Below are 14,468 nucleotides of genomic sequence, written 5' to 3'. Positions count from 1 at the left end.
TAATGAATTTATTCTGCAAGCGGCTTCATGAGAACATCAGGAGAGGAGCTCCTTATTTCAATTTCGACTTGTCATTCTTGCATGAGAATGCGGTTTTCATACAGACTTCATACCATCCTGACCTTAGCCAGAGGACGGTTATGGGTCGGATTTACATAATTCCCAATCAAATCGTAACAAATAAACAGGCGTCGACAAATTGCGATTCGAATTACGGATCAGTTCCTGCAGGTTTGTAGAGACTTCTTCGCGCCAATCGCTGTAATCGCGCAGATGAATTCATTTGGATTGGTGGGTACAATTGCTCGACACGTCCTGTGACTCCTGCGGTGTCCCGTATAATCGCTACAATTGCTATAAACAGAATAGGAATTCGTCACTATGGAGGAATCGATTTATCTCACTCGAGAGCAGGTTCGACAGGTCGATCAGACCGCAATTGTGCAATATCAGATCCCCGGAATTGTCCTGATGGAAAATGCGGGACTGAATACGGTCCGATATTTCGAGACACTTAGGGAACCCGCTTTCCAAGGGGGTCGCAACATCGTCGTGTGTGTGGGGAAAGGAAACAACGGAGGCGATGGATTCGTTATCGCGCGACACTTACAATTTGCCGGCAATGCCGTGCAAGTACTTCTGTTCGCCGATCCTGAGCAGCTATCGGGAGACGCACTGACGAATTATGAGATCTGTCAGGCTGCGGAAATTCCTATGGTCGTCTTTAACGATCAAGAGCCAGAAGCGATCAACTTCACGAGTGTAAAGCGGCATCTGGAGACTGCCGACTGGGTAGTCGATGCTCTGCTGGGAACGGGAATCAAAGGGGAAGTTCGAGAACCATTCGCTTCACTGATTCCCATCGTTAATCAACATTCTCAACGGATTCTGGCGATCGATCTTCCTTCAGGATTGGACTGTGATCGAGGTGAACCGCTGGGGGCAACTATCCGGGCTCAGGAGACGGTGACCTTTGTGGCGAAAAAGAAAGGGTTCTCCAATCCGGCCAGCACCGCCTATACCGGCAAGGTGACGGTATTGCCGATCGGCATCTCTTGGAAACAGTACGACGAAATGATCGCTTCCATGAATGCTGGAGCATGACCGCATGGCACGTCTATGCACGTGCTTCCAAGTCTTCCCAACGGACGTATTTTGCTTCCAACTTCTCTTTCAGTTGTTGCAACTTGTCTGTTGCAGTGGCAATGGCGGGGCCGTCCTGTTTGAAGAAATCGGGAGCCGCCATCGTGTTGTGCAACTCGGCCTGCTTCGCTTCAAGTTCGGCGATCTCCTCCGTCAACCTTTCCAGTTCACGTGTCTCTTTGAAACTCAGTTTCGCTTTTTTTTCAGCGGGTTTCGCAATGTCCAAGGGAGTGTCCGAAGACTCGTTTTCTACCAGCTGAGGGCTCGATTGGCCGGACGATTTCTGAAAGAGGTAGTCGTCATATCCACCGGCGTATTCCTTGACGTAACCATCCCCCTCAAAGACCAGGGTGCTGGTCACGACATTGTTCAGAAACGCACGGTCGTGGCTTACCAGCAGAAGGGTACCGGGGTAGTTGCTGACGAGTTCTTCCAGTAGTTCCAGCGTTTCCGCATCCAGATCGTTTGTGGGTTCGTCCATGACCATCACATTGGATGGATTCTTAAACAACTTTGCCAACAGGAGCCGATTACGTTCTCCACCGGAGAGGAATCGAGCCGGGCGCCGAGCTCGTTCAGGGGTAAACAGGAAGTCTTGCAGGTAACCGTAGATGTGCTGTTGGCGACCATTAATAAGCAATGTATCTGTCCCTTCTCCCACATTTTCGACGACAGTTTTCTCTTCTTCGATCTGTTCTCGCAGCTGATCAAAATAGAGGACTTCCAGCCGGGTTCCTTCTCGAATGCTGCCCGTGGTTGGTTGAAGTTGACCGAGGATAAGCTTGAGTAACGTCGACTTACCCGCACCATTCGGACCGATGATGCCGACTTTGTCTTCGCGGGTCAGCACGATCGAAAAGTCGCGAATGATCTGTTCGTTGTCGTAGCTGAAAGAGATATTCTTGGCTTCGAGTACCAATCGTCCCGATTTCTCGGCCTCGGCAACTTCCATGCGGACATTGCCCACTTTCTCACGGCGTTGTTTCCGTTCCTGTCGCAGCGACTTAAGTGCGCGGACTCGACCTTCATTTCGGGTTCGTCGTGCCTTGATTCCCTTACGGATCCAGACTTCTTCCTCAGCCAGTTTTTTGTCAAACAGTTCGTTTTGTTTTTGTTCGACGGCGAGAGCTTCTTCTTTTCTCGTCAAGAAGGTCTGGTAATCACAAGTCCAGTCGAAAAGCCGACCTCGGTCGAGTTCGAGAATTCGTGTCGTCAGAGCCTGAAGAAACTGCCGGTCGTGGGTCACGAAAATCAGCGTTCCCCCATAGTTTTGCAGGAATTGCTCCAGCCAGGTAATCGCTTCGATGTCGAGATGGTTTGTAGGTTCATCGAGTAGCAAGACGTCGGGTTCGCGAACGAGTGCCTGTGCCAGCAGCACGCGTCTTTTTTTACCGGACGATAATGTTTCAAAAGGAATATCCCCATCCAGTCTCATTCGGGAGAGAACGGTGTCGATGGCGATGTCTTTTTCCCAATCCTCCGGTTCCGTTTCGGAGTGCTGGCCACTCTGGGATTCGATATCAAAGCCCCGACTAACCATGTCCCGCACAAGGCCGGTCTCTTCTACGGGAACTTCCTGTATGAGTCGGGAGACGACGAGATTGTTGTCGTGAAGAATGTTGCCGTTGTCCGGATGGATTTCGCCGGTCAGCATTTTCATTAATGTCGACTTACCGGCGCCATTGCGACCGACCAGACCGATCTTTTCTCCACGCTCGATCACCAGGTTGACGTTATCCAGCAAGAGAGGGCCACCCCAGGCGAACGAGACCTGATTTAGACTGATCAGCGACATACAAGACTTTCGATGAATAATGCTTAGATAGAGTGCGTCATCAGACGGAATGATAATGAGCAGTGGGCCGGTGCGAACTGCTTGCAGCTAGAGACCTTAGTTCATTCTGAAACCCAGTTCAGGCAACCTTGAGGATGGCAAAATAAGGGGCAGATTGGTCCATGAGAGTGTTTCAGGACTGCTTATATAATAATTGCCGCCAGATTGCACGGAGCCCCGCCGCCGATTTCTCTACTGGAAACAGGACAAGCATTCTCTCTCGGGCAGCCTTGCCCAGTTGCGACTGTCGTCGCACGTCGGGAACCAGGTCGCGAAGCACGTGTTCGAGTAGATCGGCGTCCCCCGGGGGAAGTAAAATACCGGAAACCTGATGCTCCAGAATCTCCGCCGTTCCTCCTGCCGTCGTGGCGACAATCGGGCAGCCAACTGCTGCGCCTTCCAGCAGCACGCGTCCCAGGGGCTCCTGTTGTGCCGTATGCACCAATAGGTCGATCTCATTCAAAATAAAGGCAATGTCCGACCGATATCCGAGAAAATGAACATGATTGGAAAGTCCCGCTTCTTCAAAACAACTATGTAACTGTTGTTCATACTCGCGACTTTCAGCCTTCTGCGAGTGCCGTTCTCCTACAAACAAAAGGTGAAGTTCAGGGAAAGATTCTATCAGTCGACAAACGGCCTCGGCGACGATGTCCTGACCCTTTCGCAGGCAAATTTGACCGATGTTCCCAATGAGGAATGATTCCGCTGGCAGACCCAGCTCCTCCTTTAATTTTCCCGAGGGCACACGGGGCCTAAATTGTTCACAGTCGACGCCATTGTGAAGAACCGTCATTAGATCTTCAGAGAGTCCCCGTTTCTGGTGAAAGTCGGACGTCGCCTGCGATACGGCAATCAGTCGATCTAACTGGTTCAGGTCGTCGATTGCCTTGCCACTTAATTTGACGATATCGCGTAAATGAGCCGTCATCGGCTGTTCGGTTTCGCCCGCAATCCGGCCCAGCATTCGACCCATTGACAGGCTGTTCCCATGAACGAGTGCCGGTTCTGAGTCCTGGATGATCGACTTCAATGTCTGGTTGATGGACTCTTGATCCCGTTTGCGACCTTCGTCATCGCAAAGTTCTAGTGGCACTGTTGGGATCTTCAACTTCTGGAGCGACTCATGCAATAAGCCATGGGGTGGGGCGGCTGCGATAAAGTCGAACTCGCCCGCTACCAACTGTTTCAATACAGCCAACAGGGAATGTTCGCCCCCATTGAGTGTGGCGTATTCAAAGCAGAGCAAAATGCGGGAACGCGAGGGAGCGGACATGGTCAATTGGGTGGGGCGAGAGGAGGAATAGAATGAAGATCAGGCTGGATGGATTGTACGTTATCCGACGAGCATTGAATATCCCTTCAATATGCCTGTGAAAACCTCTTCATTGCGAAAACCTCTTCATTTCCGTCTCAGGAGCGAAGCCTTGCTGTCGTCGACCGCATCGGCTCTGTAGAATAAGAGCCCATTTTCGATTTTGAATTCGAGAATAATTAAATCGATACGTATCAGAACCTGATCTGAAACCCGGTGGTGGTTATTTGAGCTCATAATGCAAAAGCTCATCTGCCTACTCAGAGGGTTCGAGATCTTTTAATAATTGAGCAGCCAGAGTAGAAGGTCATCCCGGTGAGCGAATCTGTCTTAAATGTCCAAGTGGATCTGGGACCCCGAAGTTACGAGATTACTATCGGATCCGACCGTCTGAGTCAATTTGCCAATGCCGTCGCCGGTTGGATTCCTGCGCCCACCTCTGGTGTGAAAAAGGTTGCCATCGTTACGGATCGTAATCTGGCTCAGTCTCACTTGGTCCCCGTGGCCACCAGCCTCAGATCAGCTGGTTGGGAAGTCTGCGAAATTGTACTGAAACCGGGAGAAGCATCGAAATCGTTCACGGTCATGCAGGAGATGTTTGACCAACTCGTCGATTTCAAAGCAGATCGAGGTACGCTGTTAGTCGCTCTGGGCGGTGGTGTGGTCGGCGATGCAGCCGGGTTCGTGGCAGCAACTTATACTCGCGGCATTCCCTTCATTCAGGTGCCCACGACTTTGCTCGCTCAGGTTGATAGCTCCGTCGGGGGCAAAGTGGCTGTGAATCATACGCGGGCCAAAAACCTGATCGGTGCCTTCTACCAACCCCGGGGAGTTTTCGTGGACACGGCCACGCTATCAACTTTGCCTGTACGGGATTATCGCAGCGGCATGGCCGAGGTTGTTAAATATGGGATGATTCTGGATGCCGAATTCTTCGAATATCTCGAACAGCATTTATCAGAGTTGAACGAGCGTGATCCCGAAGTCCTTCGGTATGTTGTCTCACGCAGTTGTCGACTGAAGGCGGATGTCGTCGAAGCGGATGAAGAAGAGCGAACCGGCTTACGAGCCGTGCTAAACTATGGACACACCTTCGCCCACGCCTACGAGGCCCTTTGCGGTTACGGCGAATTAATGCATGGGGAAGCGGTCAGTATTGGTATGATCAACGCGAGCCGATTGGCCGAGCGGTTGGGAATGGTGGATGCTGAACTGACGAAACGTCAGATCGCACTGCTGTCCGGTTTGTCCCTGCCAGTGGAGCTTCCTGAAGGTTCCGATCTGAACTCGGATGCGATTCTCGACCGAATGAAACTCGATAAGAAAGTCCTCGCCGGCAAACTGCGTTTCGTCTTACCAACCCGGATGGGACACTGCGAAATGGTTTCCGACGTAGCGGAAGAAGATGTGCGAGCAGTTTTATAGGTCTGGAAAAATCGCTGTATTTGCCCATCAAAGCTTTACAGAATCACTCTCTGCCTGTTTCGCCTTAGTGCAGGTGGGTCACGCCCGAACCGATCACCACTTGGTTTCGTCCGGCGTTCTTGGCACTGTACAGGAATTCGTCGGCAAGATAGATCAGCTCGTGACTGTTCGACGCCGGTTTATGCAGCTCGGCGACACCAGCGCTGATGGTGACTTGCAGATTCTTCTGTTTAAAACGCACTGGAGTTGATTCAATTCGACGTCGAATGTTCTCGGCAACTTGAAACGCTTCCTGGATGTGAGTATGGGGCAACGCACAGATAAACTCTTCTCCCCCGTAGCGACCTAATAGAGCATCAGTCGGTGCAAGATCTTTCCAGATTCCTGCCACTTCTTTGAGGACCTGGTCACCGACCTGGTGCCCATAGGTGTCATTGAATTTCTTGAAGAAGTCGATGTCACCCATGAACAAGGTCAACGGATAATCGTGTTTGATTGCATCGGCAATCAATAGATCGAGTTCCTGCAGGAAGGTGACATGGTTGAGCAGTCCCGTCAGGCCATCTTTTCGCGCCATCTGCTCAATGTGGTAGAACAACTGTGCATTTTTTACGGCGAGTGCAAACATGTTCGAAATGATATGTAACATTCGCAGGTAGTTAAGCGAGGTGACATCGCCGCCACGAATAAACAGAATGCCGATCATTTCCTCATGAGCAATCAGTGGAACGGTGGCATCGTAATCTTCGAGTTCACCATAGACCTGGTTTGCCAGGTCTGGTTCCCTCTCAATTCGCTGTTTGATGAGGATCTGCCGATGAGTTAGAACCCAGGCCGACATTCCCTGTCGAGATGAAGGAAGGGGGACTGTCTTTCCCGCATGATGATGCCGACAGAAATTCCAGGATTCGGCATCCCAGAGGAACAGGTGGCACTGTCGCGCATCGAGCGCGTCTTTAGCTGTGGTTTCGAGAGTAGGAAGTAATTCTTCCAAATTGAGTTCGTGAGTTACCTGGCTGATGATGTCCTGCAGTTTTTGCAATAGCAGAGGGTAGTCGAGCAAATGTCCCGAGGTGTTTGGGTCGGCCAGTATACTTTCAGAATGCGTGGCAATCTTTAAGTGATTTCGTGGGTGACGCCCGTTGGTCTCGTGATTGAGTTGCGGTAGCGTGTTCTCTGAATATTTTCGCAAACGAAAACTTAAATTCGGTTCGCTCGCCAGATAGCTGATCACGTGATAAATAAACACCGACGCCAGCGGAAGAATAAATGTATCCGTAGAGAAGTTCGAACCAGCAGTGACCATACTTTCCACCAGGCAGAACACGCAGGAAAGCCAGGTGATTGTATGTCGTTCGGTCCGATTACTCAGAGAAGCGATCACGATCACGGGGATCGTTAATGAAAAGAGAGAGGCCAGCCCCGGCGTCCAGTAGAAATAGACACCCAATAGGATAGAAACGAACGTAAGAATCCCCATAAGGCCCAGACAAATCCAGAATGATATGGAATGAGTTTGGAAGTTCATGGGTTAAAAATCGCAATCTGAGGAAAGATGCAAATCAATCAGGGCGTTGACGGAGAAACTAGAATCCGCTTAATCAATATGACGGATTACAGGCTCCCTACTGGAACGTTAGGTTCCAAATTGAGGGGGTGAGTCGTTTATTCAGGGAAAGCACCGCCCCGAGAGGAGCAGCCAGCGGATTCAATCGAATAATCTGGAATTAACGATTAGTTTTGAAATGACGACTGTCTCGAAATCAGCGCAAAAAAAAGACGCGGTAAGGTCCCCTCAAAGCTCCCAGCTTTCCTTACCGCGTCAGTTAATGTTCGGCATTGCCGAAGTACCAGAAACTTAGGTCAGCAATTTCGGCAGTCAAGCAATGTCTGGAAAAATTCCAATGAATTTTGTTTCCACACTCTCGTCGTCTGATTCCAGATGTTCTCTGGCAGGGAGTTGCTTCCCTGTCCGACTCGCTTGATTTCAAACAGGTTACCCGTTTAACCTTTCTAAATGATGTTCGGCCCTACTCAGATCAAATTGGTCATCCGTTCTCGTCCTCTCGGCTTTTCTGTACGAAAATCCCCCTCTACCTTTCTTTCGCTGACAGGTTCTGTTCATGCAACGCTCGCGACCATCTGGTCTTCTGGCTCTCGTTTGCTCCTTTTTAATCCCGATCGTCTCGGTAGCCGCTGCGGAAGTCGTTTCGCCAGTGATTCCGGGCTATGAGCGATTCCAGAACGAAGAAACTCGTCAACCGGAACAAGGGGGGCGTATTCTGCTGGGTGAATTGAATTGTCTCTCCTGTCATAAGGCACAGCAGGAAGGTCTAAGCTCATTCTCCAAACAAGCCCCCATCCTGTCTGAAGTCGGCGATCGTGTGCGAGCGGAATATTTGCGTGAGTACCTGAAAGATCCGCATCAATCCAAACCGGGCACCACGATGCCAGATGTCTTGAGCGACGACGAAACCGATCTCGTTGAACCTTTGGTGCATTTTCTCGCCTCCACTGGGCAAGGCCCCCGTCCCGGTTTCCCTAGCCCGGCGATGGCCGAACGGGGTAAGAAACTTTTCAACGAAGTCGGATGTATGGCCTGCCACCAGTCTCCGGAGGAAGATGCCAAAGAACTGCCGCACGCAGTCCCCTTCGGAAAAATTGAAGATAAATACACCATCAGCAGTCTGAGCCGTTTTTTGCAGGATCCATTGCATGTCCGACCCTCAGGACGTATGCCGGCGCTGAATCTCCCGGAAGCGGAAGCCGATCAAATCGCCAGTTATCTGCTTCGAAACGTCGACGGAATTCCCAACCTTCGATTCGCCTACTACGAAGGAAGTTGGTCGAATCTTCCCAACTTCGACGAGTTGGAACCTGTTGAAAAAGGAGTCGCTGCCGAAATCGACTTTAAACTTTCACGAAGAAAAGATGACTTTGGTTTCCGATTTGAATCGAATTTCCAAATCAAGAAAGAAGGCGAATACACCTTCTTTCTTGGTTCGGATGATGGAAGTCGATTGATCATAAACGGAGAAGAATTGATCGACTACGACGGAATTCATGGTCATGGAACACGTTCGGAGAAACTCAAACTGGCTTCCGGTTGGCATACTTTTCAGGTCGACTATTTCGAGAAGGCCGGTTTCGAATCTCTTGACGTCGAATTGGAAGGCCCCGAACTTTCACGACGCCCGCTCGCTTCTATTTCATCTATTGACCCCGATGCTCAGCAAAAACAGCAAGGATTTGAAGTCGATGCCGAACTGGCAGCTCAAGGGAAAGTAATATTCGCGGAGCAAGGATGTGCGGATTGCCACGAATTGAAAACGGATTCGGAATTCGTTTTTAGCAAACTCATTTCACGTCCGTTTGAATCATTGGGAACTGGCCGGGGTTGCCTGGCCGAAAACCCGGAGCAGACAGTTCCCAACTTCCATCTTTCGGAACAGCAACGCACTGAGCTGAACGAACAGATCGAAATAATCGGTAATCAGCCGATCAAAGCGTTGACGGGCGAATCCTTAATCGTCGCTAAGATGACGCAATTCAATTGTTACGCCTGCCACGAACGAAATCAAATCGGCGGTCCGGAGGGAGAACGAGATGCCTTCTTCGTTTCGACCATTCCCGAAATGGGAGACGAAGGACGCCGTCCACCCGGTCTGACAGGTGTCGGTGACAAACTGAATACCGAATGGCTCAAACATGTGCTTGATTCCGGAGCGAACGAACGATCTTACATGGCGACTCGCATGCCCCGGTTTGGAATGTCCAACGTCGGAATGATTGTGGATCCACTCGTTGAGCTCGATCGAAAGACCGAGTTCGAAGAGGTAGAAACTCAAATCGCGGATTATCGATTGCAAGGAGAAGGCCGACATATTGTCGGTGAGAAAGGCATGGCTTGTATAAAATGTCATACCTTCGGTGAACAGCGTGCAACAGGGATTCAGTCGGTTGATCTACTGCGAATTCCTCAGCGAATTCGCAAAGACTGGTTTCATCGATACCTGATCAACCCCCAGAAATACCGCAAAGGGACCCGCATGCCTGCATACTTCTTTGGCGGTCAGTCCATGTTGGCAGATCGTCTGGATGGAAGTGTTCCGCTACAGGTGGAGGCGATGTGGGATTATTTGAGTCTCGGGGACGAGGCTCCCATTCCCGATGGGATTGGGACTTCCCTGATCGAATTGATTGCCGATGGAAAACCGATCGTTTATCGCAACTTCATCGAAGGAGTCAGCCCCCGTGGTATTGCTGTGGGGTACCCGGAAAATGCCAACCTGGCGTTCGATGCTGACGAAGTCGATGCCGCACTCATCTGGCATGGACGGTTCATCGACGCTTCCAAACATTGGACGGGACGCGGGCAGGGTTTTCAGCCACCGCTGGGAGACCACGTGCTATCGCTGGTACGGGGTATACCGTTCGCTCAACTGGAGAAAGCCGACACACCCTGGCCGACAATTTCGGCACGCGATGCAGGCTATCGATTCCGTGGATACCAGTTCGACCAGAAGTCGCAGCCCATTTTCCTATACAGCACAGATCAGTTCCAAGTGCAGGATCATTTCCGACCCGTCTCTGGTGAGTCGGATCCGCATTTCGAACGAAGCCTGACAGTTACCTTTAAGAAACCGTTGGAGCGCTTCTGGTTCCGCGCGGCTCTCGATGCGGACATTAAGGACTTGGGCGGCAATGAGTATCAACTGAGCAATGGACTGAAACTAAAACTGCATCTTCCGTCCAGTTCGATTCCCCGTTTGAGAAAGGTCGAAGATCAACAGGAATTGCTCGTCCCACTCTTGATTGAAGGAGAGATGGCTCGTTTGCAGATTGATTACATCTGGTAATGTTTTTCTCGCAGACCGCTGTTTTCTTTACCCGCAATCTCAAAAAATGAACTTAGCCATAGTCGATAATGACTTTCGCTGGAGTAAATAAAGATGACTCGTTTCTTCACTTTGTTCTGTATGTTCCTATTGCTGCCCTCAATTGTTGTCGCCGATGAGAAAGACCTGACGGAGGACGACTATTATCCTCTCGTGACATTCCCCATCGAGCAATATGGCGTGCTGGAGATCGGTGCTTTGCAACTATTGCCAGAGGGACAACTCGCGTTGGGGACTCGTCGAGGCGATATTTACATCGTCGAGAATCCCTTTTCGGAGAACCCGGAAGAGGTCAAGTTGAGGCATTTTGCAGAGGGACTGCACGAGATTCTCGGTTTTGCATCTCGGGATGGTTGGTTGTATGTGACCCAGCGCTGCGAACTCTCCCGGTTGAAGGATTCTTCTGGAGATGGCAAAGCGGACCTGTTTGAAACAGTGAACGATGGCTGGGGAATCACGGGTGATTATCACGAATACGCCTTCGGTTCCAAGTTTGACAAAGAAGGCAACATCTGGATTACACTGTGCCTCACCGGATCATTCAGTAGCGCGACGCCGTTCCGGGGATGGTGCGTTCGGATAACGCCTGATGGGAAAATGATTCCCACCTGTGGCGGAATTCGTTCTCCCGGTGGTATGGGAATGAATTTGGAGGGCGACGTTTTTTATACAGATAACCAGGGGCCCTGGAATGGGACCTGTAGTTTGAAATGGTTGCGGCCCGGATCGTTCCAAGGGCATCCCGGAGGAAATGAATGGTACAAGCTTGCGACTGAGGAGATGGGAAAAACACCCCGCGAACCCAAAGACCAAAGTCGTATGATGGTCGAAGCGAATCTGATTCCCGAACTGGAACCGCCCGCAGTTTATTTCCCGTATGCTAAGATGGGGAAATCGGCCAGTGGAATTGCCTGTGACATTACCAAAGGAAAATTCGGGCCGTTTGCTGGCCAGATGTTTGTCGGCGATCAGTCCGACAGTACTGTCATGCGTTGCTACATGGAAAAAGTAGAGGGCCACTACCAGGGAGCTTGTTTCCCATTCCGAAAGGGAATCGCCTCGGGAACCTTACCACTGGAATTCTCGACCGACGGAAAGCTGTTCGTCGGTGGAACTAACCGGGGTTGGGGCTCTGTGGGAACGGCCCCTTTCTCGCTACAACGGATGCAGTGGAATGGCGAAGTCCCATTTGAAGTATTGGAGATGAAGGCCCTGCCGGATGGATTTCGGTTTACCTTCACGCAGCCCATTTCAGGCGACTCGGCGCTGCTGATCGACCAATACGACGTCGAGACATATACCTATATCTACAAAGCATCCTACGGTAGCCCCGAAGTCGACCACACGAAGCCGACAATCAAAGACGTTACCGTGTCGGGCGACAACCTGAGCATCGACGTGAAACTCGATGAAGTTCAACGTGGGCATGTTCACGAATTCCACTTGAAAGGAATTCGCTCACAAGCGGGGAAAGCTCTACTGCACGACGCGGCTTACTATACGCTGCAATACATTCCTAAGAAATAAGTGGCCGGCCCGATCACTCATAGACAATGTAGTACTAGATCCTGTCCAGGATAAGTGTGGCGGCTATCGGTCCCAAAAAGCCCTTATAAACAGTAGGCTACGCCGCCAGAACACGCTAAGGTTATCTGGAATGCGCTCTAGGCGCAATACATTGAGAGTCAGTGCGGAGAGAACTATCCTGATCGTTGAGTTAACCAGCGAAAAAATCGGAAGAGCGGGGTAACCGCCACCTATTTTTTCGTTCGCCGTTTCATGTTCGTCTGATAGTGCGAGTTCTGCACAGGGATCAGGACTTCCAGAATCCGTGACAGAACTTCAGCGGGGGATCCCATCGCTTCGACTTCATGAACGATCGATTTGTCGTAGTGTTCGACAACAGGGGCCGTGTCTGAGTGATAGACTTTGTACCGATGGCGAATGATATCTTCGTTCGCATCGTCAGATCGATTTTCGCGAATCGCCCGACGTTTGATTCGGTGGATCATCTCTTCCTGGTCGTTACAGACCAAGTAGATCACATGTAGAATGTCGACATGGTCTGTGAGTAGCTGCGCCTGGTGAATATTTCGGGGCAGACCATCGAGAATCAGAATGTCCTCGTGCGGTTTGAACCGGTTGAGAATGGTCTGGCCTTCCAGGTTACGGCGCCAGATTTTCATCGTCAGGTCGTCTGGAACCAATTCGCCCCGGGAGGTGTGTTGGTAAATCTCCCGGCCGTCTGGAGAGCCGATATCGATTGATCGAAAGACTTCGCCGACTGAAAGGTGATAAAAGCCGGGAATGGTTCCCAGAATCTTTCCTTGAGTTCCCTTTCCTACACCGGGTGCTCCAAACAGCAACACTCCGTAGATGGGTAAGTCAGTCATCAAACTACTTTCTTATCACTGTTTCGGGCCCCGGCGAGGCCACTCTCGTTCAGGCAGGTGCGTCCCCGCCATTCTCACTATTCCATTCAGCTTTCGCGAATAAGATCATCACATTTGAATCAATTATCGCCTCTGAAACGTCTTCGCTGTTCTTCTGAAGGAAGACATCAGAGCATACCATTTGCCATCGCCCCGGGGAAATGCAAAAGGTCGCAGAGATCTCCAAAAAACGGCCATGTTTCCTGTTTTAACAGAGAGAACTCACTCTAACCTGCATAACTATTAGTCGCGCTGCACGCGAAGTAGCCATGCCAAGCCTATCCATGCGACACTCAGAATGGCGGTGAACACACAGAATTGACGAAGCTGTTGCACCGTGATGATTCTCAGGAAAGGATTTACATCAGAAAAGGGGACAAAGGGTCGGACATCCCGGTGCATAATGGCGTCCAGAACAATGTGCAGCCAACTCCCTGTCAGCACGCTGAAAACACTGACGCGCCAGGGTATCTTTTCCAACACTAAAAAATCGGGCCTCTTATACCTGCGTGCAATCCGATTCCAGAATCGCAACCAGAATTCCATTGGGGGCTTTCAAGTAATGAGTGCCACCGCCGCTATACAGCTTGCACCGAGAAACGTGTGCGAGAGACCGTGTAATTCCCGATCTTGAATTGCAATCCGGTAGAGCGCTTCCACTCCATTAGTATTTGAGTGTAGCCGTACAGCAGCAGGCTGAACCGATTGCCGCAGGCTGCATTGATTGGCAGGGCGGGGCCCATGTGAAAAGGAGTGAAAGGCATTGGTTGGCTTCCCTCCCGAAAGGTAATTAAGCGTCTACCTTTAGTCCCAGGCGCCGCAGATGCGTTCTCAGTTCAGGAACGGCCGTAAAGACTTCCGCATTGAGATCAAATGTCCGGGCTGTTTCGACGTACAGTTCGATATCGTCCGTATAAAAACATTCTTCAGGAGCACAGTCAATTTTTTCCAGAGCCGCTTTATAGATTTCAACGTCTGGTTTCATCGCACCGACTTCATAAGACGTGACATAATCATCGAAATGCTGAAGCACTTGGAACTCGCGCATGATAAATTCGAAGTGCGAGATCGAAGTATTCGAAAGCAGGACCAGTCGCATTCCGAGCGACTTGAGTTCCTCCAGTAGCTGCGGGATCCCTTCATTTAGCGTGAAGATATCCGACCCTGCCCGTTCAAGCTGCTCCAAAGTTACCTCGGGCGAGATTCCGGGTCCGAAACGCAGCTGAAATTCGTGCCACAAATCGTAAGGTTGCAGCGTCCCCCGTTCGAATGCGGATTGGATTCCTGAGCCCATCAACAATTCACGCACTTCGGCTTCCGAACGTTGATATAAATCTCCTATCTGTCGACACATTCGGTCGTGGCAAAATGTGACAAGCACATTTCCCATGTCAAACAGAATCGTCTTCAACATTGGGCCG

General features: G+C 50.7%; 9 protein-coding genes. 4 read left to right on the top strand and 5 right to left on the bottom strand.

Annotation, left to right across the window (positions count from 1 at the left end; all coding sequences use genetic code 11):
• Positions 1–381: 381 nt before the first annotated feature.
• Entirely contained in the window at positions 382–1,104 is a 723-nt protein-coding gene (locus Pla110_RS18895; RefSeq protein WP_144998099.1) for an NAD(P)H-hydrate epimerase, read from the top strand.
• Between the two features lie 13 nt (positions 1,105–1,117).
• Here the strand turns inward: Pla110_RS18895 and Pla110_RS18890 are convergent, their stop codons facing one another.
• Both Pla110_RS18890 and Pla110_RS18885 read right to left on the bottom strand, forming a co-directional pair.
• Positions 1,118–2,938 carry an ATP-binding cassette domain-containing protein gene (locus tag Pla110_RS18890; protein WP_144998097.1) on the bottom strand — a complete coding sequence of 607 codons (1,821 nt, stop codon included), beginning with the start codon at positions 2,936–2,938 and terminating at the stop codon, positions 1,118–1,120.
• 172 nt (positions 2,939–3,110) lie between these two features.
• Complete coding sequence (locus tag Pla110_RS18885; RefSeq protein ID WP_144998094.1) at positions 3,111–4,253, bottom strand: glycosyltransferase family 4 protein; 1,143 nt, start codon at positions 4,251–4,253, stop codon at positions 3,111–3,113.
• Between the two features lie 354 nt (positions 4,254–4,607).
• On the opposite strand from Pla110_RS18885, the gene aroB reads away from it, so the two are divergent.
• On the top strand, positions 4,608–5,717 hold the full coding sequence (gene aroB, locus Pla110_RS18880; RefSeq protein WP_144998092.1) for a 3-dehydroquinate synthase: 1,110 nt from the start codon (positions 4,608–4,610) through the stop codon (positions 5,715–5,717).
• 64 nt (positions 5,718–5,781) lie between these two features.
• On the opposite strand, the gene Pla110_RS18875 is transcribed toward aroB, so the two are convergent.
• Positions 5,782–7,197, bottom strand: coding sequence for a sensor domain-containing diguanylate cyclase (locus Pla110_RS18875; protein ID WP_197440291.1), 1,416 nt, complete (start codon positions 7,195–7,197; stop codon positions 5,782–5,784).
• Positions 7,198–7,840: 643 nt separating this feature from the next.
• On the opposite strand from Pla110_RS18875, the gene Pla110_RS18870 reads away from it, so the two are divergent.
• Together Pla110_RS18870 and Pla110_RS18865 are read left to right on the top strand one after the other, a co-directional pair.
• On the top strand, positions 7,841–10,576 hold the full coding sequence (locus Pla110_RS18870; RefSeq protein ID WP_144998088.1) for a c-type cytochrome: 2,736 nt from the start codon (positions 7,841–7,843) through the stop codon (positions 10,574–10,576).
• A gap of 93 nt (positions 10,577–10,669) precedes the next feature.
• On the top strand, positions 10,670–12,142 hold the full coding sequence (locus tag Pla110_RS18865) for a DUF7133 domain-containing protein (protein ID WP_197440290.1): 1,473 nt from the start codon (positions 10,670–10,672) through the stop codon (positions 12,140–12,142).
• Between the two features lie 230 nt (positions 12,143–12,372).
• On the opposite strand, the gene Pla110_RS18860 is transcribed toward Pla110_RS18865, so the two are convergent.
• Positions 12,373–13,008 (bottom strand): adenylate kinase family protein, encoded by a 636-nt coding sequence (locus tag Pla110_RS18860; protein ID WP_144998086.1) that lies wholly within the window; start codon positions 13,006–13,008, stop codon positions 12,373–12,375.
• An 829-nt stretch (positions 13,009–13,837) separates the two neighbouring features.
• Entirely contained in the window at positions 13,838–14,461 is a 624-nt protein-coding gene (locus tag Pla110_RS18855) for an HAD family hydrolase (RefSeq protein WP_231742610.1), read from the bottom strand.
• Positions 14,462–14,468: the final 7 nt, after the last annotated feature.

The organism is Polystyrenella longa, from assembly GCF_007750395.1.
GTDB classification, from domain to species: domain Bacteria; phylum Planctomycetota; class Planctomycetia; order Planctomycetales; family Planctomycetaceae; genus Polystyrenella; species Polystyrenella longa.
This window is presented reverse-complemented; position numbering and strand designations above follow the sequence as displayed.

Bases quoted from the DNA above. Each gene is read 5' to 3' on its own strand.
- Pla110_RS18885 (WP_144998094.1), bottom strand. From the start codon at position 4,253: ATGTCCGCTCCCTCGCGTTCCCGCATTTTGCTCTGCTTTGAATACGCC.
- Pla110_RS18865 (WP_197440290.1), top strand. From the start codon at position 10,670: ATGACTCGTTTCTTCACTTTGTTCTGTATGTTCCTATTGCTGCCCTCA.
- Pla110_RS18860 (WP_144998086.1), bottom strand. From the start codon at position 13,008: ATGACTGACTTACCCATCTACGGAGTGTTGCTGTTTGGAGCACCCGGT.
- Pla110_RS18895 (WP_144998099.1), top strand. From the start codon at position 382: ATGGAGGAATCGATTTATCTCACTCGAGAGCAGGTTCGACAGGTCGAT.
- Pla110_RS18855 (WP_231742610.1), bottom strand. From the start codon at position 14,461: ATGTTGAAGACGATTCTGTTTGACATGGGAAATGTGCTTGTCACATTT.
- Pla110_RS18875 (WP_197440291.1), bottom strand. From the start codon at position 7,197: ATGGGGATTCTTACGTTCGTTTCTATCCTATTGGGTGTCTATTTCTAC.
- Pla110_RS18870 (WP_144998088.1), top strand. From the start codon at position 7,841: ATGCAACGCTCGCGACCATCTGGTCTTCTGGCTCTCGTTTGCTCCTTT.
- Pla110_RS18890 (WP_144998097.1), bottom strand. From the start codon at position 2,938: ATGTCGCTGATCAGTCTAAATCAGGTCTCGTTCGCCTGGGGTGGCCCT.